This is a genomic window from Leucobacter manosquensis (genome assembly GCF_018304845.1).
Taxonomy (GTDB): Bacteria; Actinomycetota; Actinomycetes; order Actinomycetales; family Microbacteriaceae; genus Leucobacter; species Leucobacter alluvii.
In genome coordinates this window covers 200,080-220,412 of record NZ_JAFEVO010000001.1, presented here as the reverse complement: position 1 = coordinate 220,412, position 20,333 = coordinate 200,080, and the positions used below count along the sequence as shown (strand labels likewise).

At 67.4% G+C, this 20,333-nt stretch carries 19 protein-coding genes; 4 read left to right on the top strand and 15 right to left on the bottom strand.

Features of this window, described 5'->3' with window-relative positions; translation table 11 throughout:
- Positions 1-37 precede the first annotated feature (37 nt).
- Positions 38-1,120, bottom strand: a complete 1,083-nt coding sequence (locus tag JSQ98_RS01040) for a histidinol-phosphate transaminase (RefSeq protein ID WP_211647978.1) — start codon at positions 1,118-1,120, stop codon at positions 38-40.
- A gap of 42 nt (positions 1,121-1,162) precedes the next feature.
- Positions 1,163-1,567 (bottom strand): LysM peptidoglycan-binding domain-containing protein, encoded by a 405-nt coding sequence (locus JSQ98_RS01035; protein WP_090147888.1) that lies wholly within the window; start codon positions 1,565-1,567, stop codon positions 1,163-1,165.
- Between the two features lie 242 nt (positions 1,568-1,809).
- Here JSQ98_RS01035 and lexA point away from each other — a divergent pair, with 242 nt between their 5' ends.
- The 3 genes from lexA to lipA all read left to right on the top strand — a co-directional run bounded on the left by lexA (position 1,810) and on the right by lipA (position 4,375).
- Positions 1,810-2,496, top strand: coding sequence for a transcriptional repressor LexA (lexA, locus tag JSQ98_RS01030; RefSeq protein ID WP_370567934.1), 687 nt, complete (start codon positions 1,810-1,812; stop codon positions 2,494-2,496).
- A gap of 128 nt (positions 2,497-2,624) precedes the next feature.
- Positions 2,625-3,305, top strand: coding sequence for a lipoyl(octanoyl) transferase LipB (gene lipB / locus JSQ98_RS01025; protein WP_249290663.1), 681 nt, complete (start codon positions 2,625-2,627; stop codon positions 3,303-3,305).
- Positions 3,302-4,375 carry a lipoyl synthase gene (gene lipA / locus JSQ98_RS01020; RefSeq protein WP_211647977.1) on the top strand — a complete coding sequence of 358 codons (1,074 nt, stop codon included), beginning with the start codon at positions 3,302-3,304 and terminating at the stop codon, positions 4,373-4,375. The genes lipB and lipA overlap by 4 nt, the downstream gene beginning before the upstream one ends.
- Positions 4,376-4,385: 10 nt before the next feature.
- On the opposite strand, the gene JSQ98_RS01015 is transcribed toward lipA, so the two are convergent.
- The 4 genes from JSQ98_RS01015 to hflX form a co-directional block, all read right to left on the bottom strand.
- Positions 4,386-5,291: a methylenetetrahydrofolate reductase gene (locus JSQ98_RS01015; protein ID WP_200329465.1), complete on the bottom strand. Its 906-nt coding sequence runs from the start codon at positions 5,289-5,291 to the stop codon at positions 4,386-4,388.
- Positions 5,288-6,604: a uroporphyrinogen decarboxylase/cobalamine-independent methonine synthase family protein gene (locus JSQ98_RS01010; protein ID WP_249290662.1), complete on the bottom strand. Its 1,317-nt coding sequence runs from the start codon at positions 6,602-6,604 to the stop codon at positions 5,288-5,290. The genes JSQ98_RS01015 and JSQ98_RS01010 overlap by 4 nt, the downstream gene beginning before the upstream one ends.
- A complete protein-coding gene (metE, locus tag JSQ98_RS01005) occupies positions 6,601-8,922 on the bottom strand; it encodes a 5-methyltetrahydropteroyltriglutamate--homocysteine S-methyltransferase (RefSeq protein WP_211647976.1) in 2,322 nt (773 codons plus the stop codon). The genes JSQ98_RS01010 and metE overlap by 4 nt, the downstream gene beginning before the upstream one ends.
- A 128-nt stretch (positions 8,923-9,050) precedes the next feature.
- Entirely contained in the window at positions 9,051-10,628 is a 1,578-nt protein-coding gene (hflX, locus tag JSQ98_RS01000; protein WP_211647975.1) for a GTPase HflX, read from the bottom strand.
- A 106-nt stretch (positions 10,629-10,734) separates the two neighbouring features.
- Between hflX and JSQ98_RS00995 the strand changes: the two genes are divergently transcribed.
- Entirely contained in the window at positions 10,735-11,352 is a 618-nt protein-coding gene (locus tag JSQ98_RS00995; RefSeq protein ID WP_211647974.1) for a class I SAM-dependent methyltransferase, read from the top strand.
- A gap of 16 nt (positions 11,353-11,368) precedes the next feature.
- Here JSQ98_RS00995 and dapF read toward each other — a convergent pair whose 3' ends face one another.
- The 9 genes from dapF to JSQ98_RS00950 form a co-directional block, all read right to left on the bottom strand.
- A complete protein-coding gene (dapF, locus tag JSQ98_RS00990) occupies positions 11,369-12,250 on the bottom strand; it encodes a diaminopimelate epimerase (protein ID WP_090147872.1) in 882 nt (293 codons plus the stop codon).
- 9 nt (positions 12,251-12,259) lie between these two features.
- Positions 12,260-13,237, bottom strand: a complete 978-nt coding sequence (miaA, locus tag JSQ98_RS00985) for a tRNA (adenosine(37)-N6)-dimethylallyltransferase MiaA (RefSeq protein WP_211647973.1) — start codon at positions 13,235-13,237, stop codon at positions 12,260-12,262.
- Positions 13,234-14,796 carry a tRNA (N6-isopentenyl adenosine(37)-C2)-methylthiotransferase MiaB gene (gene miaB / locus JSQ98_RS00980; protein WP_211647972.1) on the bottom strand — a complete coding sequence of 521 codons (1,563 nt, stop codon included), beginning with the start codon at positions 14,794-14,796 and terminating at the stop codon, positions 13,234-13,236. The genes miaA and miaB overlap by 4 nt, the downstream gene beginning before the upstream one ends.
- A gap of 113 nt (positions 14,797-14,909) precedes the next feature.
- On the bottom strand, positions 14,910-15,650 hold the full coding sequence (locus tag JSQ98_RS00975; protein WP_211647970.1) for a regulatory protein RecX: 741 nt from the start codon (positions 15,648-15,650) through the stop codon (positions 14,910-14,912).
- A 166-nt stretch (positions 15,651-15,816) separates the two neighbouring features.
- Entirely contained in the window at positions 15,817-16,941 is a 1,125-nt protein-coding gene (gene recA / locus JSQ98_RS00970; protein ID WP_090147861.1) for a recombinase RecA, read from the bottom strand.
- 278 nt (positions 16,942-17,219) lie between these two features.
- The gene (locus JSQ98_RS00965; RefSeq protein WP_090147858.1) at positions 17,220-17,441 is read right to left on the bottom strand and encodes a DUF3046 domain-containing protein; all 222 of its coding nucleotides are present in this window, start codon (positions 17,439-17,441) and stop codon (positions 17,220-17,222) included.
- A gap of 104 nt (positions 17,442-17,545) precedes the next feature.
- On the bottom strand, positions 17,546-17,866 hold the full coding sequence (locus JSQ98_RS00960) for a helix-turn-helix domain-containing protein (RefSeq protein WP_010156636.1): 321 nt from the start codon (positions 17,864-17,866) through the stop codon (positions 17,546-17,548).
- Positions 17,867-18,074: 208 nt separating this feature from the next.
- Positions 18,075-18,833, bottom strand: a complete 759-nt coding sequence (locus JSQ98_RS00955) for an amino acid ABC transporter ATP-binding protein (protein ID WP_346728694.1) — start codon at positions 18,831-18,833, stop codon at positions 18,075-18,077.
- The gene (locus JSQ98_RS00950; RefSeq protein ID WP_336661486.1) at positions 18,830-20,290 is read right to left on the bottom strand and encodes an amino acid ABC transporter substrate-binding protein/permease; all 1,461 of its coding nucleotides are present in this window, start codon (positions 20,288-20,290) and stop codon (positions 18,830-18,832) included. Before JSQ98_RS00950 ends, JSQ98_RS00955 begins: the two co-directional genes overlap by 4 nt.
- Between the last annotated feature and the right edge of the window lie 43 nt (positions 20,291-20,333).

Sequence of the window (20,333 nt, the reverse complement as noted above, 5' to 3'; positions counted from 1 at the left end):
CTGCGTTCCCCAGGAACCGACGGTACGCCGGGATCGATCAGGCGCCGCCCGGCCCGAGTGCCGTGATCGCCTCGATCACCGCACTCGTCTCGGCCTTCGTGCCTGCGGTGATGCGCAGGTGGCCTGGAATGCTGAGATTGCGGATGAGGATGCCACGTGCGCGCAGCGCTTCGAACGTGGCCGACGGGTCGGTGAACCCGCCGACGAGCAGAAAGTTGGCTCCCGACGGGTGCACGACGTATCCGAGGGCGGTGAGGGCGTCCGCGAGACGATCGCGTTGCGCACTGATGTCGGCCACCGTGGCGAGCATCGCGTCGGCGTGACGAATCGCAGCGGTCGCGGCCGCCTGGGTGAGCGCTGACAGGTGATACGGCAGGCGCACGAGCCGCAGGGCGTCGACCACTGCCGCGTCGGCGGCGAGGTATCCGAGACGCACGCCCGCGAACGCGAACGCTTTGCTCATGGTCCGCGATACGAGGAGCCGGTGGCGTCCGGGGAGCAGCGCCACCGCGCTCTCACGCTCGGTGTCGAACTCGTGATACGCCTCGTCGACGACGAGCATGCCGTCGAACGCATCGTAAGCGGCGAGGATCACCTCACGATTGAGCGACGTGCCCGTCGGATTGTTCGGACCGCAGAGGATCGCGACGTCCGGCTGGTGCTCGCGCAGCGCTTCGGCGACGCCCTCCGGCGTGAGCGCGTAATCTGCGGGACGCTCGACAGCGATCCATTCGGTATCGGTTCCGGAGGCGAGCAGCGGGTACATCGAATACGTCGGCGTGAAGCTCAGCAGTGACCGCCCCGGACCGGCGAATGCCTGCAGCACCTGCTGCAGCACTTCGTTCGATCCGTTCGCCGCCCATAGCTGTTCCACGCTGAGGCCGTGGCCGAGGTACCCCGCGAGGGAGCTCCGAAGCTCCGTGAACTCGCGGTCAGGGTATCGGTTCACACCGGTTACCGCTCGAGCGAGTGACTGAACGATGTCGATGGCGACGTGCTCGGGAATGGGATGCGTGTTCTCGTTGACGTTCAGGCTCACCGGCACCGCGTCTTGCGGGGCGCCGTAGGGCTCCTGGCCGACGAGATTGTCACGAAGAGGGAGGTCGCTCAAGCTAGTCACCCGACCAGTCTAAAGCCGGTGAGCCCCTCGACGATCAGTCGGTCAGGCCCCGAGTTCGTCGCCCGACACCACGCGCGGATGATCTGAGTACCGCAGCGGAACGGCGATCGCATCACCCGCCTGCAGCGATGAACCGTCCAGCTGGTTCAACTGCACAATCTCAGTGATGACATCGCGAGGGTCGGCCGTCGGGTCGAGATCAGTCGCCAGCGACCAGAGCGAGCTGCCTGGCTGCACCACGACGTAATCGAACTGCTCGCCGTTCGGCCCCTCAGCCGCGGCCATCGCCTCCGGAGCCGCGAGTGCGGCCATGAGAGCGAGAAGACCGGCGACGAGCACCGTGGCGAATCCACCGAACACGATGCGCCCGCGCCGGGTCAGGCGGAGCGAGCCCGAAGCTTCGGTCGACTCTCGTGATTCCCGGCCCAGAACAGCAGATGCGCTCATGATGACTTCTCCTTAGTCTTGCGATGACGCGGGCGTGGAGCCCATGCGAACATCTGTTTCGAATATATATTCGATGAATCGAAACCGCAAGCGTCTTTTCGAAGATACGTTTCGCTCTTTTTCCGCGACACTCGAACATATGTTTGTCGGTCTTCGAATGCTGCGGCTAGGGTTTCGGTCAACGGGATCACTGAATCAGCACCCACCGACATTCATGGATCGCGCCCCATCCGCATCGCCCCCTGGGGCCAGAAAGGACAGCGATGAGCGACGCAGCCGCGCCCCGATCCACGAAGCCGCTGAGCGAGAAGCAGCAGGCGATCCTCGAGTGCATCGCGCGTTCAGTGGAGAGCCGGGGGTATCCGCCGAGCATGCGAGAGATCGGCGACGCGGTGGGGCTCTCCTCGCTCTCGAGCGTCACGCATCAGCTCAGCAGGCTCGAGCTGGGCGGCTACATCCGCCGCGACCCCAACCGGCCGAGAGCCCTGGAGATCCTGGTCGAGCTCGCCTCGACCTCGTCGGCGATCGACGACGCACCCGCGCAGCGCCCCGAAGAAGCGGCGTACGTTCCTCTCGTCGGTCAGATCGCGGCCGGCGTACCGATCACTGCGGAGCAGCAGGTCGAGGAGATCGTGCCGCTCCCCCGCGCTCTCGTCGGCGACGGACAGCTCTTCATGCTGCGCGTCGTCGGCGATTCGATGATCGACGCAGCGATCTGCGATGGGGATTTCGTGGTGATCCGGCAGCAGCGCGAAGCCGAGAACGGAGACATCGTCGCAGCGATGCTCGATGGAGAGGCAACGGTGAAGGTGTTCCGCCGCCGAGACGGGCACACCTGGCTCCTGCCTCGCAACAGCGCGTTCGAGCCGATCCTGGGCGATCACGCGGAAGTACTCGGGCGCGTGGTCGCGGTCTTCCGTTCGGTCTGATCGCAGGGCGCGGCGTCGCCGCGGCGCAGCACCGCTGGACACCGACGCGCGAGTGCTGGGACCCACCCGCAGCCCTTCGCTCGCTGCGGCGGTTGCTTTGTTGAACCGAGTCCATCTACAGTGATCGCATGGCCACTGCGTCGATGCCGATTCCATCCACCCGTTCTCGAGCGCCGATGCTCGCGCTCGGATTCCACCCTGATTGCGTGCCGTACGAGCGCGGACTCGAGCTCCAGGCCGAGGCGGTCGACCGCATCGAGCAGGGCCTCGACCGCGGCACGGTCCTCTTGCTCGAGCACCCGCCGGTGTACACCGCCGGTCGCCGCGCCGAGCCGGATGAGTACCCGTCGGACGGCACTCCCGTCGTCGCCGTCGACCGGGGCGGACGAGTCACCTGGCACGGTCCGGGCCAACTGGTGTGCTATCCGGTCGTCCGGCTGCGGTCCGGCGCCGGCGTCGTCGACTTCGTACGCGCCCTCGAGACGGCGATCATCGACACCGTGGCCGCATTCGGCGTATCGGGCACACGCGTGGAAGGCCGCTCGGGAGTATGGGTGACCCATCCTGATCATCCGCCGACGAAGCTCGCACAGATCGGCTTGCACGCCCGCGCCGGCATCATCACCCATGGAATTGCGATCAACTGCTGCAACGACCTCGAGCCGTTCTCCCGGATCGTGCCATGCGGGATTCCAGACGCCGGCGTGACCACGCTGAGCGCACTCGCCGGTCGGAGAATCCCGCCCGAGATCGTGGCACCCGACCTCCAGGTGCACCTCGCCCATGTGATCGCGGAGTTCACCGCATGAGCGCGCGTCGCCTGCCTTCGACCGGCACCCGCCCCGAGCCGGAGGGCCGACCGCTCCTCCGCGTCGAGGCCCGCAACGCCGAGACTCCGATCGAGCGGAAACCGGAGTGGATCAAGACGCGCGCCCGGCTCGGCCCGGAGTACCGCCAGGTGCGCGACCTGGTCGCAGGCGAAGGGCTCCACACGGTCTGCCAGGAGGCCGGCTGCCCCAACGTCTTCGAGTGTTGGGAGGATCGCGAAGCAACGTTTCTCATCGGAGGTTCGATCTGCACCCGGAGGTGCGACTTCTGCATGATCACGAGCGGAAAGCCGCTCCCGCTCGACCGCGACGAGCCGCGCCGGGTCGCAGAATCGGTGCGCACCATGGGCCTGAGGTACGCCACCATCACCGGCGTGACACGCGATGACCTGCCCGACACCGGCGCTTGGCTCTTCGCTGAGACCATTCGGCAGGTGCGCGCCATGAATCCCGGCGCCGGCGTCGAGGTGCTCGTCGACGATCTCGGCGGCCGACCTGAGGATCTCGAGCAGGTGTTCGAGGCGGCTCCGCAGGTGTTCGCCCACAATCTCGAAACCGTGCCCCGCATCTTCCGCCGCATTCGGCCCGGCTTCCGATACGAACGCTCACTGGGGGTCATCACGAGGGCGCACCATGCGGGAATGGTGACCAAATCGAACCTCATCCTCGGAATGGGCGAAACGCGTGCGGAGATCTCCGAGACGATGACCGAACTCAGAGCCGCAGGGTGCGAGATCCTCACCCTGACCCAGTACCTCCGCCCCTCGGCACGGCATCACCCGATCGCTCGTTGGGTTCCGCCAGAGGAATTCGTCGACCTGCACGACGAAGCGGAGTCGCTCGGCTTCTCCGGCGTGCTTGCCGGCCCGCTCGTGAGGTCCTCGTACCGCGCTGGTCGCCTCTGGGCGCGAACGATGCTGGCGTCCGGCAGAACCGTGCCCGCGGCACTGCTGCACCTCGCGGAGCGCACCGCGGGCTCGTATCCTCAAGCACTTGCGGGCCTGCCGGCCACCGAGACAGGGACTGGACCGGGCGGCGCTCGATCCGCGTGACGGTGAGGGCCTAGTCGACCGGGTTCGGAGTCAGCAGACCCAGCTCTCGGAGCACGGCGAGCACCTGCTCGTGCCGATTGAACGTGTACAGATGCACGGACGGGGCCCCTCCCGCGAGCAGCTCTCGCGCCAAGGCGACGGTGTGCTCGACGCCGAGTTCGGGTGCGTAGCCGCCCTCTGCGTCCAGTTCACGCGCGAGTTCGATCGGGGCCGGCTGCCCGGCGAGCGATGCGACCTTGCGCAGCTGCGCACTCGTCGCGACGGGCATGAGGCCGGGAAGCACGGGAATGCGAAGTCCAGCCGCGCGTGCGTCCTCGACGAACGACAGGTAATCGTCTGCGCGGAAGAAGAGCTGCGTGATCGCGAGATCAGCACCGCTCTCCTGCTTCGCGACGAGCCAATCGATATCCTCTGCCCGTGAGCGGGAGAGCGGGTGGCCGTTCGGGTAGGCCGCGACCGCGGTGCGACCGACGCTGGTCAGCGCCGGTCGCTCCGCTCGGGCCTCTGAGATCAACCGCACGAGTTCGAGCGAGCTCAACGACTCCGAGACCTCCGCGTCGCTCTCCGTCAACCCGCGCGGTGGATCCCCGCGCAGCGCCAGGAAGTCGTGCACTCCCGCATCCATGATCGCGTGTATCGCAGCGCTCACCGCCTCGCGCTGCTCCCCCACCGTCGTGAGGTGGGCGAGCGGCAGCGCACTCGTGTGATCGCGCAAGTAGGTCACGAGGTCGAGCGACGCATCACGGTTCGACCCGTTCGCCCCGTACGTCACCGAGATGAAATCGGGATCCGCGGCGGAGAGGTGCTGCACGGCGTGACCGAGCGCGAGCGCAGCCGCTCCTGAACGCGCGGGAAACACTTCGAACGAGAATCGCGCGCGAGCTGCGCCACGACTCGGAAGCAGGAACGAGTTCACCGGCGCCCCTCCTGCCGCTCCACGCCAGGTGCGGCGTCTGCGGAACGGTGCACGGGACGCGCGGCCGCAGCGCCGGTGCGACCGAATCCGGCATACGACGCCGGAGCAGATTCGGCGCCGGAGAACTCCTGCTGCGCGAGCTCGGTGCCGCGCACTCGCGCCGCGATCTTGGCGAACGCGACCTCACGGGCGAAGTCAGGCGTGCCGTGCTTGGGCTTCTCATCGATGAGATACGGCGAGAACCCGCAGTCATCGGTCGAGCCGAGCAACTCGGCGGGAATGAAGCGGGACGCCCGCACCAGCTGGTCGCGCACCTCGGCTGCCGTCTCGAGTTTCGGATTCATCGGATCGGTGACGCCGATGAGAACCCGCGGCGCCGTCCCCGCCGCGCGCGAGCGCTGCCGCAGCTGACGGCCGACCAGGCGCGCCACGCGATCAGGATCCTTCTCGCTCGCAGCCTGGATGAGGAAGTACCCCGCTTCGATCTGGAACAGTTCGGGAATGAGAGCGGCGTAGTCGACGTCGGCACTATGGGCGGAATCGTGATCGTTGCCCGGGCAGGTGTGCACGCCCACGGCCCCGCGCTGTTCGGGAGTGAGGTCGGCGAGCACTCGGTTGATGAGATCGATGAAGCCTCCGAGCGCTTCCGGTCCCGCCCAAGGGGCACGCAGATCCCGTCGCAGGGCGAGTCTCCCCTCCGTGAAGTCGATGGTGATGCGCGACGCGCCCGCGGCGAAGCTCCGACGGATGTCTTCGACGCAGCCGCTGACCACGTCTTCGAGGAACTGTTCCCGCGAGTACTCGCCGAGACCGTCGGGCGGCACCATCAATGACAGCATCGACGGTGAGATCACCGCTTGCTTCAGCGGCAGGTGCGTCAGGGGCCGCGCCGCGGCGACGTCGTCCGCGGCCCAGGATCGGAACCGGAACGGGCCGCGCGCGAGACTGGGGATCACGCGATGATGCCCGTCGGCGAACACCGCGAACACCGGGCCTGCCCTGACGTCGCCGTCGTCGAACGACGTGCCGAGCGGGTAACTGGCGAAACTCTGACGGCGCTGCTCGCCGTCGCCCACGAGGGGCGAACCGGTCTCCGCGAAGCGGTCGAGGGTATCGCGCACCGCGCGGTCCTGTTCGCGCAGCAGTTCCTCGGAATCGATCAGCCCGGTTTCGGCGTCGAGCACCGCCCGCTGCAGGCTCGCCGGTCGCGGCAGGCTTCCCACCGCCTCCGTCGGAAGCTCGTCGGCGATCCAGCCAGAGGCGGGAGCGACGTGCCGCGCTGCCTCCGCCTCGATCCCGCCCGACGCGCTCACGCGCCCGCGCGCACCGCGCGAGCCGCGTGAACCAGGTTCGTCAGGCTCGCCACGGTCTCTTCGTAACCGCGCGTCTTCAGCCCGCAGTCCGGGTTCACCCAGAGCTGCTCGCCGGGAATGCGCGCGGCCGCGATACGGATCAGCTCCTGCTGCTCAGCGACGCTCGGCACCCGCGGCGAGTGGATGTCGTAGACGCCGGGCCCGATCCCGCGAGAGTACCCGTGCTCCCCCAGCGGCTCCACGACGTCCATCCGGCTGCGAGCCGCCTCGATGCTCGTGACGTCGGCGTCGAGCCCGTCGACCGCGTCGATGATCTCCCCGAACTCCGAATAGCAGAGGTGAGTGTGGATCTGCACATCGGCCGCGGCTCCACTCGTCGCGAGACGGAACGCTCCCACCGACCAGTCGAGATACGCCGCCTGACGGTCCGCATCGAGCGGCAGCAGCTCGCGCAGTGCCGGCTCATCGACCTGCACGATGCGGATCCCGGCATCGACCAGATCGTCGATCTCGTCGCGCAGCGCGAGCGCCACCTGCGACGCCGTGTCCGCGAGGGGCTGATCATCGCGCACGAACGACCATGCGAGGATCGTGACGGGACCCGTGAGCATGCCCTTGACCGGTCGGTCGGTGAGCGACTGCGCGTACGCCGACCAGGAGACCGTCATCGGCGCCGGCCGGGATACATCGCCCCACAGGATGGACGGGCGCGTGGCGCGCGTGCCGTACGACTGCACCCAGCCGTGCTCCGTGACTGCGAACCCGTCGAGCAGCTCCGCGAAGTACTGCACCATGTCATTGCGCTCGGCCTCGCCGTGCACGAGAACGTCGAGACCGATCTCCTCCTGCAAGCGGATCACGCGTGCGATCTCATCGCGCAGGAAGCCGTCGTACTCCTCCTGGCCGATCTCCCCCCTGCCGAACGCGGCTCGAGCCTTGCGGATCTCGACCGTCTGCGGGAACGACCCGATGGTGGTGGTCGCGAGCTCGGGAATGCCGAGCCCCTGCTGCGCAGCGCGGCGCTCACCCTCGTGATCGCGCTCGCGATCCGCGACGGTGACGGCGTCGACGCGGCCCCGTACCCCATCGACCCGTACACCTGAGGCCTGCGCTCGCGCAGCGAGGATCGCGTCGACCGATGCGAGCTCCGCTTCGATCGCCGCGCCCCCGTCGGCGAGCCCCCGAGCGAGAATGACGACCTGCTCGATCTTCTGGTCTGCGAAGGCGAGCCAGGAGGCGAGTTCGACGTCGAGCCGGGTCTCATCGCGCACGTCGTGCGGCACGTGCTGCAGGCTGTTCGACGTGCCGGCGACGACGTCGATGCCGGCTCGCTGGAGTCGCTCCAGTGCGCCGAATGCTGCGCGCAGATCCGTCTTCCAGATGTTGCGCCCATCGACGACACCCGCGACGAACTGCGTCTCGGCGAACGCGGACGTGAGCGCACCCGATACGAGGTCGGCTTCTGGCAGGCTGCCGCGCACGAGGTCTGCGTGCACGGCCTCGACCGGGAGCGACCCGAGTCGCGCGAGCGCGTCCGCCGCGTCGCCGTAGGGCGCCGTGAGCAGGATGCTCGGTCGTGCGGCGGCGCCGCCCAGGATCGAGTACGCCCGCTCCACGAGCGCGATCGTCTCGGATCGGGGCACCGGAAGAGAATCCGACACGAGCGCGGGTTCGTCGAGCTGCACCCAGCCGGCGCCCGCCTCGTTCAGCGCCGCGAGCAGTTCGGCATAGACCCCGACGACCTCGTCGAGACGATCGATCGGGCGGAAGCCTTCGCCGGCGCCGTCCGAAGCCTTCGCGAGCAGCAGATAGGTGACGGGGCCGACGATCACCGGGCGCGACTCGATGCCCTGCTCCGCAGCCTCCGCCAGCTGCGCGACGAGCTGCGCCGGGTTCGCCGCGAGCGGGGTGGTCTCATCGATCTCGGGAACGCTGTAGTGGTAGTTCGTGTCGAACCACTTCGTCATCTCGAGCGGCTGATGGTCTCGGTCACCCCGCGCGAGCGCGAAGTACGTGATGAGGTCGCTGCCCGCGATATCGGCGAATCGCGGAGGAATCGCGCCGAGGGCGAGGGTCGCGTCGAGCACCTGATCGTAGAAGCTGAAGCTCTCCGGTACTGCGCCGCCCTCGGCCGGGAGCCCCAGCTCGACGAGGCGTGCGCGCGTCGCGGCGCGCAGTTCGCCTGCCGTCTCCTGGAGCGCTGCTTCGTCGGTGTGCCCCTTCCAGAAGGACTCGATCGCCCGCTTCAGCTCGCGGCGGCGTCCGAGCCGGGGGTATCCGAGGATCGTCGCGGTGGGCAGGTGCGTCGTTGCGGTCATAGCCGTCCTTTTCGTGGGAACTCAAGGATCACAGCTGCTGCTGCTCCCCGTGGAACTCCCCCAAGGTATCCAGCTGACGCCCGAACGACGAGCGATGTTGCTCCCTGTTACCCGAACCCAAGGTGGGCTTATGGAACGTATTGCTCCAGTTTCGACGCCATTTCCGCGGTCACGTACGCGCGCACTCGCGTGCCCGTCTCGACGTACTCCGTCTCGAGCACCCGATTGCGCTCGTGCAATTCAGCCACGAGCTCCCCGCGATCGTAGGGAACCACGACGGTGATCTCGCGTTCCGGCACCGGCAGCGCAGCATCGATGCGGCGCTTGAGCTCTTCGATGCCCTCGCCGGTGCGCGCAGACACGAATACCGCATCGGGAACGAGGCCGTGCAGCACGAGCCGCTGCGATTCGTCGAGCAAGTCGGCCTTGTTGAACGCGACGAGTTCGGTGATGTCTTGCGCGTCCACCTCGGAGATCACGTCTCGCACGGTGCGCAGCTGCGCCTCAGGGTCGGGGTGCGACCCGTCGACGACGTGCAGGATCACCGAGGCCTCGCCGACTTCCTCGAACGTGGAGCGGAACGCCTCGACGAGCTGGTGCGGCAGGTTGCGCACGAAGCCGACCGTGTCGGCGTACGTGAAGCGGCGGCCGTCATCCGTCTCGCCATGCCTGATGGCGGTGTCGAGCGTCGCGAACAGCTGGTTCTGCACGAGTTCCTGCGTGCCGGTCAACCGGTTCAGCAGACTCGATTTGCCCGCGTTCGTGTACCCGGCGATCGCGACCGACGGCACCTCGCCGCGCTTGCGATTCGCGCGCTTCGCCTCTCGCGCCGGAGCGAAGCCGGCGATCTGCTTGCGCAGCTTCGACATGCGGGTATGGATCTTGCGTCGATCGAGCTCCATCTTGGTCTCGCCGGGGCCTCGCGACCCCATCCCAGCCCCTGCGGATCCCACCTGGCCGCCCGCCTGGCGCGACATCGACTCGCCCCACCCGCGCAACCGCGGCAGCAGGTACTGGAGCTGGGCGAGCTCGACCTGGGCCTTGCCCTCGCGGCTCTTCGCGTGTTGGCTGAAGATGTCGAGGATGACGGCCGTGCGGTCGATCACCTTGACCTTCACGACGTCCTCGAGCGCGCGGCGCTGACTCGGGGCCAGTTCGGTGTCGGCGATCACGGTATCGGCCCCCACGGCCGCCACCAGCTCGGCGAGCTCTTGCGCTTTGCCCTTGCCGAGGTATGTCGCAGGGTCGGGGTGCGCGCGGCGCTGGAGCAGCCCGTCGAGCACGCGGGCGCCCGCGGTCTCGGCGAGCGCCGAGAGTTCGCGGAGCGAGTTCTCCGCGTCTTCCGCAGTCCGCTGGGAGTACACGCCGATCAGCACGACGTTCTCGAGCCGCAGCTGACGGTACTCGACCTCGGTCACGTCCTCGAGCTCCGTGGAGAGCCCGACGACGCGCTTGAGGGACGCGCGGTCCTCGCGCTCCATCCGGATCGCGTCGAAGCCCCCCTCGAGGCGATCGTGGTCGGCGTCGCCGAGTGCCTGCGCTCCGCTGGTGAGGTCGCGGATCACGGTGGCCGATCCGGCTCCGGCCGCGCGCGCGAGCACGCGGTCGAGGGGATCAGCGTGCGCAGCGGATCCGGTCGCCGGGGCGTCGCTCACGACGGCGTTCTCGTCTGCGAGCACTGCATCATCTGCGTTACGTTTCATCATCTGGCTTCCAGTGTACGTGGGGTGCGCCCGGGCGCGTCGGCCGTTCGCCCTGGGCGCAGTGCGCGCTCGGAATCGCCGTCGGCGTCGGCCTGGGATACTGGGAGGCGTGACCCAGCACTACTTCTCCGAATCCCCCGACGGCGAACTGCGACCCCGCGAGATCGAGGTCGCGCTCGGGGGCGCACCTCGCACGGTCGTGACGGCCGGAGGGGTCTTCAGCCCGGAGCAGCTGGACCGCGGCACTGCGATCCTGCTGCGAGAGCTCCCCGAACGCGACGCGCTCGGCGCCGTTTCTTCCGGTCCGCTCCTCGACCTGGGGTGCGGCTGGGGCGCGATCGCGCTCGACGCCGCTCTCGACCAGCCGGAGCGCGAGGTCTGGGCTATCGATGTCAACGAGCGCTCGCGCGAACTGACGCGTATGAATGCGGATCGCCTCGGCCTCCGCCATCTTCGGGTTGCCGCCCCCGATGAGGTGCCCGAGGACGTGCGTTTCGGGGAGATCCGCTCGAACCCCCCGATCCGCGTCGGGAAAGAGTCGCTGCACGGGATCCTGCGCCAATGGCTCCCGCGGTTGGCTGACGGGGGCGTCGCGCACCTGGTGGTGGCGAAGCACCTCGGCGCCGACTCCCTGCAACGCTGGATCGCGTCGGAGTTCACCGACCTCGACGTCGATCGCCCGGCGCGCGACAAGGGGTTTCACATCATCCGCGCGCGGCGCGTGTAGTCGCTCCTGCGCCGGATCAGGCGTCGGGGAGTTCGATCTCGCCCGAGTACACGAGCTCAGCGGGTCCGTTGAGCGAAACGTGCTCGCCCTCCTCCGTCGGGAACATGCGCACCGCGAGGCGCCCGCCGGGAACATCGACTCTCCAATGGTTCGGCATCCCCTCGCCGCCCCAGTGGCGGAAGGCGAGCGCGGCAGCAGCCGTGCCCGTGCCGCACGACAGCGTCTCCCCCGAACCGCGCTCGTGCACGCGCATGCGGATGCGAGCGACTCCGTCTTTGATGAGCGGGTCCTCCGGAACGACGAACTCGACGTTCGCCCCGCCCTCGGCGACCGGTTCGAGGGCGGGCTCCCGATGCAGGTCGAGCCCGTCGAGCTCCGCCGGATCCGCCAGAGCCGCCACGACGTGCGGATTGCCGAGGTCGATCCCGAGCCCCGGGCGCGCGACGTCGAGGCCCTGAGCTGCGACGAGGCGCTCGCCGGCGAGTCGCCAGCGCCCCAGGTCGACCGTGTAGCCGGCGACGCCCGCGAGCACATCCTTCACCCCGGCGCGCGTACCGATCGGCAGCGTGTCGCGCCGCTCGGGCGAGACGAGCCCCTGGGTGATCAGGTAGTGCGCGTATACGCGCGCGCCGTTGCCGCACATCTCGGCGGGGGTTCCGTCGGCGTTCCAGTAGTCCATGAACCACTCGGCGTCGGGCTCCTCCGCGAGGCACGCGGCCCCCTCTGGGATGGATCGCGAACGCACCGCACGGATCACGCCGTCGGCGCCGACGCCGAACCGGCGGTCGCAGAGGAAGCGGATCTGCTCGGGAGTCAGGGTGCGCTCACCGTCGGGGTCGGAGAACAGCACGAAGTCGTTGCCGGTGCCATGGCCCTTGGAGAACGCGAGCGTCGTCATACGCCCAGTTTACGCGGGCATCTCCCCGGGATTCAGCCATTCGACCTCGGCGTACCGTTTGAACCAGCTCACCTGTCGCCGAGCGTATCGACGGGTCAGCACCCGCGTCTCCTCGATCGCCTCGACCTGCGTGAGGCGACCGTCGAGATGCCCGAGCGCCTGCGCGTAGCCGATCGCGCGGGACGCTGTCGGGCCGTCGCCGATCCCCTCCGGTATCAGGGCGCGCACCTCGTCGAGGAGACCGGCGCTCCACATCTGCTCGACACGTCGATCGAGTCGCTGCACCAGAGTGGTGCGGTCGACCTGCACGCCGAGGATGCGGGTTCCGCCGGTCTCATCGCCCTGCCAGAGCCGGGGCTCCGTCGGCAGCGTCACCTGCGCGTCGCCCCCCAGAAGCGCCACCTCGAGTGCACGCACGACCCGCCGGGGATTGCGTGCGTCGACGGCCGCGGCGGTCTGGGCGTCCAGGGCGCGCAACCGTTCGAGCAGCGCGTCGACGCCGTCGCGTTCCGCTGCTGCTTCGAGCTCTGCGCGGAGCGCGTCGTCGCGCGGGGGGAATTGGAAGTCGAACAGCACGCTCGATACGTAGAGACCGGATCCCCCGACCAGGATCGCGTCGGCGTCTCGCGCGTGAATCCGCCGGATCGCGGCTCGCGCCTCGGCCTGGTACCACGCGACGGTGGCCTCCTCCCTCGGTGGGAGCACGTCGAAGAGGTGGTGCGGTACTCCTCGGCGCTCGCGCTCCGGCACTTTGGCCGTGCCGATGTCCATGCCCCGGTACACCTGCATGGCGTCGGCGTTCACGATCTCAGCCGCGCGTCCGCTTTCGGCCAACCGCTGCGCGAGATCGAGCGACAGCTCTGATTTGCCGGTGCCCGTCGCTCCGACGACGGCCCAGAGTCTCGGGGGGCGCTGCTCGAGCGTTGACGTGCGTGCGCGGGCGGTCGCGCGCTCGCGCTGGACCGGGGTTCCGCGGTCAGCGGTCATCGGGGCCGGATCGCCGGGAGTCCGAGACTCACGACGCGCGGGGCGGTGTCCGCTGCTGCTGGGGTTGCCGGCACGCCGCAGCTCTCGGCCTGCCTTCGGTCCCATGCGTCACCGGCTCTCGTGCGTCGCACTGCGAAGAGGGGCGGACGGTCGAGGGCGAGCGCCGAGTCGGCGATGAGGAAGTGCGGGGCGGCGGCGGTGACGGCGACCGTGACGACGTCGCCGGGCCGAGGCTCGGCACCGCCTTCTGGCACGGCGAAGTGCACCAGCCGATTGTCCTCGCTGCGTCCGGAGAACCGCCGCGTGGCGGCATCCTTCTTCCCCTCGCCCGCTGAGACGAGCACCTCGACCGTACGCCCGATCTGCGCGTGGTTCTCTTCCAGTGAGATGCGCTCCTGCAGCGCTTGGAGGCGCTCGTAGCGCTCTTGCACGACTGCCTTCGGCAGCTGACCATCCATCTCGGCCGCCGGCGTGCCGGGCCGGATGGAGTACTGGAATGTGAATGCGCTCGCGAATCTCGACTCCTCGACGACGCGAAGCGTGTCTTCGAAGTCTGCGTCGGTCTCACCCGGGAACCCGACGATGATGTCGGTCGTGATCGCGGCGTTCGGGATGCGCTCGCGCACGGCGTCGAGGATGCCGAGGAACTTCTTCGACCGGTACGAACGGCGCATCGCCTTCAGCACGGCGTCGGAACCGGACTGCAGCGGCATGTGCAGCACGGGCATGACGTTCGGCGTCTCTGCCATTGCAGCGATGACGTCTTCGGTGAACGCCGCCGGGTGCGGGCTCGTGAAGCGCACGCGCTCGAGCCCCTCCACTCCTCCCATGGCGCGCAGCAGTTTGCCGAACGCCTGACGGTCGCCGAACTCGACGCCGTATGTGTTGACGTTCTGCCCGAGGAGCGTGACTTCGATCGCGCCGTCGTCGACGAGCGCCTGCACTTCGGCGAGGATGTCGCCCGGGCGACGGTCCTTCTCCTTGCCGCGGAGGGACGGCACGATGCAGAAGGTGCAGGTGTTGTTGCAGCCGACCGAAATGGAGACCCAGCCGCTGGAAGCGGAATCGCGTTTTGTGGGCAGGGTCGACGGGAAGACTTCGAGCGATTCGAGGATCTCGATCTGAGCTTCAGCGTTGTGTCTGGCCCGTTCGAGGAGGGCCGGGAGCGACCCCATGTTGTGCGTGCCGAACACGACGTCGACCCAGGGCGCCTTCTCGACGATGGCGCCCTGGTCCTTCTGCGCGAGGCAGCCGCCGACGGCGATCTGCATTCCGTCTCGCTCTCGTTTCACACCGGCGAGGTATCCGAGGTTGCCGTAGAGCTTGTTCGCGGCGTTCTCGCGCACGGCGCACGTGTTGATGACGATGACGTCAGCAGACTCCGGCGCCTCCGCTGCGATGTAGCCGGCGGCTTCCAATGAGCCGGAGAGCCGTTCCGAATCGTGCACGTTCATCTGGCATCCGAGTGTGCGGATGGAGTAGCTGCGCGGCGTCCCGTCGTGCCGCATCGCAGCGGGTGAGAGCGCGATCTCAGTGGGTTCGACAGCAGTGAGACTCATGAATTCAGTCTATCGATGAGCGCCGTGAGCAACGCGCGATGGTGCGCGGCGCCACCGCGTCTGCGCGTCACGCGCCGCGGCGCTGAGGCAGCCCTCGCGCTGCAACGCTTCCACTACTGGAATCGCACGCCGGAACCGCCGCGGGGCCCTCGGGGACCCTTGGCCGCCCCGTCGAGGGCGTCTTTCACTGCACGAGTGGCGGGCTCGCCCGACCAACCGCGGCGGGCGAGGAAGCCGAGCAGTCGGCGTTCCGCCACATGGCGTTCGAGTCCGCCGAGCTTCGCCGCGCGCTCCCGTGCAGTCTGCCGCAGCAGCTCGAACTCTTCATCGGAGTCGAGTTCGCCGAGGGCGGCTTCGATCACGTCGTCGGGGAGCTTGCGCGACCTCAGCTTCACTCGGATCTGCGACCTACTCGCCCGTTTCGACTCGCGGAGCTTCTCCGTCAGTGCACGCGCGAGACCGAGGTCGTCGAGGTACAGCCCGGCGGTGAACTCCTCGATGACCCCTTCAATGTCGTCGGCTCCGTGATCGAGCCGCGCGAGCTCCTCTCGGAGTTCACCGCTCGAGCGGGCACGACGCGCGAGCAGACGCACACCGTCTTCGTGCACCGAGCGCTCAGCCGTCGCCGCATCGTCTTCGGTCGCAGCAGCGTCCTCCGCTGCAGCATCGGGCACTCCGGTCTCGGCCTGCTCGACGACGTCGCTCTCAGCGCGGGAGCCGGCAGCGTGGTCGGCGAAGTTCGCATGCACGACCGGACGCATACCGCTATCGATCACTGAGGCGATGCCGGAGTCGATGAGCCTCGCCAACTCCTCGCGCGTCGCTTCACGCGGTTCGCCTTCGACAGGGTTCACGCCATCGCGATCGTTCGCTTCAGTGCGTTCGTCACTCCCTGAATCGGCGCCCGGACCGCGGCGACCCAATTGAGAGCGGAGCTGGATGACCTCGGCCAGGTCGCCCCGGTCCTCCGACCGCGACGCAGAACCTTCTTCGGGCGGAGGGAGGAACCGGACGGCCATATCAGGCGCTCGCGCGCTTCTCGGGCTCGACCGCAGTCGCTGTCTTGGTCGCAGGCGCCGCAGCCTTCGCTGCCGCACCAGATTTCGCCGGTGCAGTCTCGGCGGCCCCTTCGGGCTCCGCTTCCTTCCGACCGTTGACGCCGAGCTTCGTCAGAATCTTCTCTTCGATCTCGAGCGCCACATCCGGATGATTGATCAGGAATCGGCGGGCATTCTCCATGCCCTGGCCGAGCTGGTCGCCGTCGTAGGTGAACCAGGCGCCGCTCTTCTTGATCAGTCCCTGCTCCACGCCGTAATCGATGAGCGACCCCTCGCGCGAGATGCCGATGCCGTAGAGGATGTCGAACTCCGCCTGCTTGAAGGGCGGCGCCATCTTGTTCTTGACGACCTTCACACGGGTCCGGTTTCCGACCGCGTCGGTGCCGTCCTTCAACGTCTGAATGCGACGGATGTCGAGTCGCACTGACGCGTAGAACTTCAACGCCTTTCCACCCGAGGTCGTCTCCGGGCTCCCGAAGAAGACCCCGATCTTCTCACGCAGCTGGTTGATGAAGATGGCGGTCGTCTTGGTGGAGTTCAGGCTCCCCGTGATCTTGCGCAACGCCTGAGACATGAGGCGCGCCTGGAGTCCGACGTGGCTGTCGCCCATCTCTCCTTCGATCTCCGCCTTCGGCACCAGCGCCGCAACGGAATCGATGACGACGAGATCGACGGAGCCGGAACGAATCAGCATGTCGGCGATCTCCAGAGCCTGCTCACCCGTGTCGGGCTGGGCGACGAGCAACGCGTCGATGTCGACACCCAGCTTCTGCGCATAATCGGGATCGAGCGCGTGCTCGGCGTCGACGAAGGCGGCGATACCGCCGGCGCGCTGCGCATTCGCGATCGCGTGCAGCGTGAGCGTCGTCTTTCCCGAGGATTCCGGGCCGTAGATCTCGATGATGCGACCACGGGGAAGGCCACCGATGCCCAGCGCGACGTCCAACGCGACGGAGCCGGTCGGAATCACTTCGACGGGAGCGCGCTCCTGGCTGCCCATGCGCATGATCGCGCCCTTGCCGAAGTTCCGGTCGATCTGCGCGAGTGCGGCTTCGAGTGCCTTTTCGCGGTCTTTCGGTGCTGCCATGGTCTTGCTCCTCATCACGTGCGCGGCGTGCCGCTGGGTGTGCTGCCTGCATACTGTCTCGACCCCGGTCGGGGCAGACAAGGCATCGGTGGTCGTGCACTGTTCACCCTAGAAACAGCCTCCGACATTCTTGGCCGGAGGTACTGAACTGTGGATGGATCGAGCGCTGCACCACCTGTAGACGAAGATAACACCATTCGAACACAGTTTCGAATATCGCTGCGGCGTGTTCGCGCAGATCCCCTCGGGCGCGGCGCGGCCGAGGGGATCTGCTCCCGTCAGTCGCGCGGGTCGGGAAGACCGCGGCCGTGACGCCGAGCGACCGGCACCCCGAGATCGACGCAGAGCGCCTCCCAGACCTGGCGCGGCGCCACACCGCGCTCGATGGCGTCATTCGCCGTACCGGCCAGAGGCGCGAGCCAGTGATCGCGCAGGAGCACGGGCGCGTAATCCTCACCGAACTCCGAGACGCATGCGCGCCGAAACTCACTCAACCGCATCGCTCATACTCATTTCGTATCATCGCCGACAGAACGGCGAAGCGCCCGAACCGGAACCGGTCGGGCGCTGTCATGCCGATCAAACGGCGCAAGTCGGGAGACGCTTACGAGACCAGCTCGGGCGTGAACCCCGACACCAGTTCCGCCGGGACCGTGTCCGGAACCCGATGAGCCATCGGAAGCGACAGGCCTTCGACGACCGACAGACGCTCGCTCACCTCGCCCATGATGACCGAGAGCGGAGTGTCCAGTGCGTCAGCGACTGCTGCGAGGATCTCACTCGATGCTTCCTTCTGGCCGCGCTCGACCTCGCTCAGGTACCCGAGCGCAACGCTCGCCTCCCCGGCGACCTGCCGCAGCGTGCGACCCTTCTGCAACCGGAAGTCACGCAGTACATCGCCGATCTCTTGACGCATGAGCACCATGTGAACCCTCCTCCACGTGCACAACCCGAGTCGTGCTTTCCACCATACCCGCTCGTCGACAGGGTGTCGCTGCGGGAACGCCGACCGTTTCCCGATCGTCGTACTGGGAACAACTGAGAGCATAGCCGCTGTATTCCTGAAATCTCACTGAACTTGAGCCGGGCTGACTCAAGTTCAGCGAAGTTTCAGGATGTGCGCCGGAACGCCGTCACAAGACCTTCGACAGGAACTCCTGCGTACGGGCATGACTGGGGCTTCCGAAGACCTGATCCGGAGCACCCTCTTCGATGACGGTGCCCTCGTCCATGAAGACCACGCGATCGCACACCTCGCGAGCGAAACCCATTTCGTGGGTGACGAGCACCATGGTCATCCCCGACGCGGCGAGATCGCGGATCACCTGGAGCACCTCCCCCACCATCTCAGGGTCAAGCGCCGACGTCGCCTCGTCGAACAGCATGATCTTGGGCTCCATGGCGAGCGCACGAGCGATCGCAACGCGCTGCTTCTGCCCGCCCGACAGCGACGCGGGCCGCGCGTCCGCTTTCTCGGACAGACCCACGCGCTCCAGCAGCGCGAGGGCGGCCGCCCGAGCCTCGCTCTTCGACTTCTTCTTGAGGTCCACCGGCGCGAGCATGATGTTCTCGAGCACCGTCATGTTGGGGAACAGATTGAAGTGCTGGAACACCATGCCGATGTTCTGCCGGACGACATTGATATCGGCCTGCGCAGACGTCAGCTCCATGCCGCTGACGATGACGGATCCCCCGCTCGGCTCTTCCAGGCGGTTGAGGCAGCGCAGGAGCGTCGACTTGCCCGATCCCGACGGGCCGATCACGGAGACGACCTCGCCCTCCACGACCACCAGGTCGATGCCGTTGAGCACCTCGTTGCTGCCGAAAGACTTGCGCAGGCCCGCGACCTCGATCGCGGGAGTGGCCGTCTGCGATGCCGTGTTCTCGGTCACTTGTTCACCTTCTTATCAACGATGTTCGCGAGCCAGGTCAGCAGCGTGATGACGATGAAGTACATCACACCGACGATGATGAGCATCTCGGTCGTACGGAAGTTGGCCGCGTAGATCTGCTGCGCCTGGTAGAGGAGCTCGGCGAAGCCAATGGTCAGCAGCAACGAGGAGTCCTTCAGCGTGATCACGAGCTGGTTGATGATGGACGGCATCGAGATCTTGACCGCCTGCGGCATCACGACGCGCTGCATCGACCGGCCCCACCCGAGACCCAATGATCGAGCGGCTTCCATCTGCCCCGGATCGACCGACTGGAGACCGCCGCGGACGATCTCGGTGAGATACGCCCCGGCGTTCAGCGCGAGTGTCGCGACGCCCGCGAGGAAGACATTGCCGGGAGCGCCGGTGAGCTGCGGCAGACCGAAGTAGAAGAGGAATGCCCACACCAGGATCGGAGTGCCCCGGAAGATGGAGACGTACACCGTCGCGATTCCGCGCACGATGCGGGACGAGGAGATCTTCATGAACCCGAATACGAACCCAAGCACCAGGGCGATCACGAACGAGACCACGGTGATCGATACGGTGTTCCACAACCCCTTCGAGAGAGCCGGCCAGCTCTGGCCGACCAGCTCGAAGATGTTGCCGTTGGCGCTCTTCGCTTCCGAGTCTCCAAGATAGGTGTTGAGTATCTCGTCGTAGGTGCCGTCGGCCTTGAGCTTCGCCAGCCCATCGTTGAAGGCGGCGAGGAGCTCGGAGTTCTGCCCCTTCGCCACCGCGAAGCCGTATTCGCCGCCCGGAATCTTCTCCGTGACGACCTTCAATCCGTTGCCCTGGTCGATGCCGTAGGCGAGCACGGGGTAGTCGTCGAAGACCGCCACCGCGGATTGGTTCTTCACCGACTCGTACATGGTCGCGGACTGGTCGAGCGCCTTGACCGTGAACCCGTACTCCTCTGCGAGCTTCTCTGCCTCCGCGAGTCCCTCAGAACCCGACTTCGCGACGACCGTCTCGCCCGCGAGATCCTCGTATCCGGTGATCGAATCGTCGTTCGCGGCGACCGCCATCTGCACGCCGGACTCGAAGTACGGTTCTGAGAAGTCGAAGATCTCCTTGCGCTCGTCGGTGATCGACATGCCGGCGATGACCCCGTCGGCCTGACCCGACTGCACCGCGGAGAGCGCGGCCTGGAAGCCGAGCGACCGAATGTCGACGCTGAAGCCCTCCTCCTCCGCGATCGTATTCATCAGGTCCATGTCGATGCCGACGAGGTCGCCCGTGGAAGGATCACGGAACTCGAACGGGGCGAACGTCGTGTCCGTCGCGATGACGAATGACTCTCCCTCGGCCTGGGCGGGCACGACGGCCGCCGCCGCAGCAGTTCCCAGCAGCAACGTCGCTGCGAACCCTGCCGCGAGACCCGCGCGCACGCGGGTCCAACGTCTGTTCTTCTGCACTCTCTATTCCCCTTTGCGGAGCAAGATCGCCGCGATCTGCGAT

Excerpts from the sequence above, each read along its gene's own strand:
- miaA (WP_211647973.1), bottom strand. The coding sequence starts at position 13,237 with ATGACCGCTGACCGCGGAACCCCGGTCCAGCGCGAGCGCGCGACCGCC.
- recA (WP_090147861.1), bottom strand. The coding sequence starts at position 16,941 with ATGGCAGCACCGAAAGACCGCGAAAAGGCACTCGAAGCCGCACTCGCG.
- hflX (WP_211647975.1), bottom strand. The coding sequence starts at position 10,628 with ATGATGAAACGTAACGCAGATGATGCAGTGCTCGCAGACGAGAACGCC.
- JSQ98_RS00960 (WP_010156636.1), bottom strand. The coding sequence starts at position 17,866 with ATGGTGCTCATGCGTCAAGAGATCGGCGATGTACTGCGTGACTTCCGG.
- lipB (WP_249290663.1), top strand. The coding sequence starts at position 2,625 with ATGGCCACTGCGTCGATGCCGATTCCATCCACCCGTTCTCGAGCGCCG.
- JSQ98_RS00965 (WP_090147858.1), bottom strand. The coding sequence starts at position 17,441 with ATGCGGTTGAGTGAGTTTCGGCGCGCATGCGTCTCGGAGTTCGGTGAG.
- lipA (WP_211647977.1), top strand. The coding sequence starts at position 3,302 with ATGAGCGCGCGTCGCCTGCCTTCGACCGGCACCCGCCCCGAGCCGGAG.
- metE (WP_211647976.1), bottom strand. The coding sequence starts at position 8,922 with ATGACCGCAACGACGCACCTGCCCACCGCGACGATCCTCGGATACCCC.
- dapF (WP_090147872.1), bottom strand. The coding sequence starts at position 12,250 with ATGACGACGCTCGCGTTCTCCAAGGGCCATGGCACCGGCAACGACTTC.
- JSQ98_RS01035 (WP_090147888.1), bottom strand. The coding sequence starts at position 1,567 with ATGAGCGCATCTGCTGTTCTGGGCCGGGAATCACGAGAGTCGACCGAA.
- miaB (WP_211647972.1), bottom strand. The coding sequence starts at position 14,796 with ATGAGTCTCACTGCTGTCGAACCCACTGAGATCGCGCTCTCACCCGCT.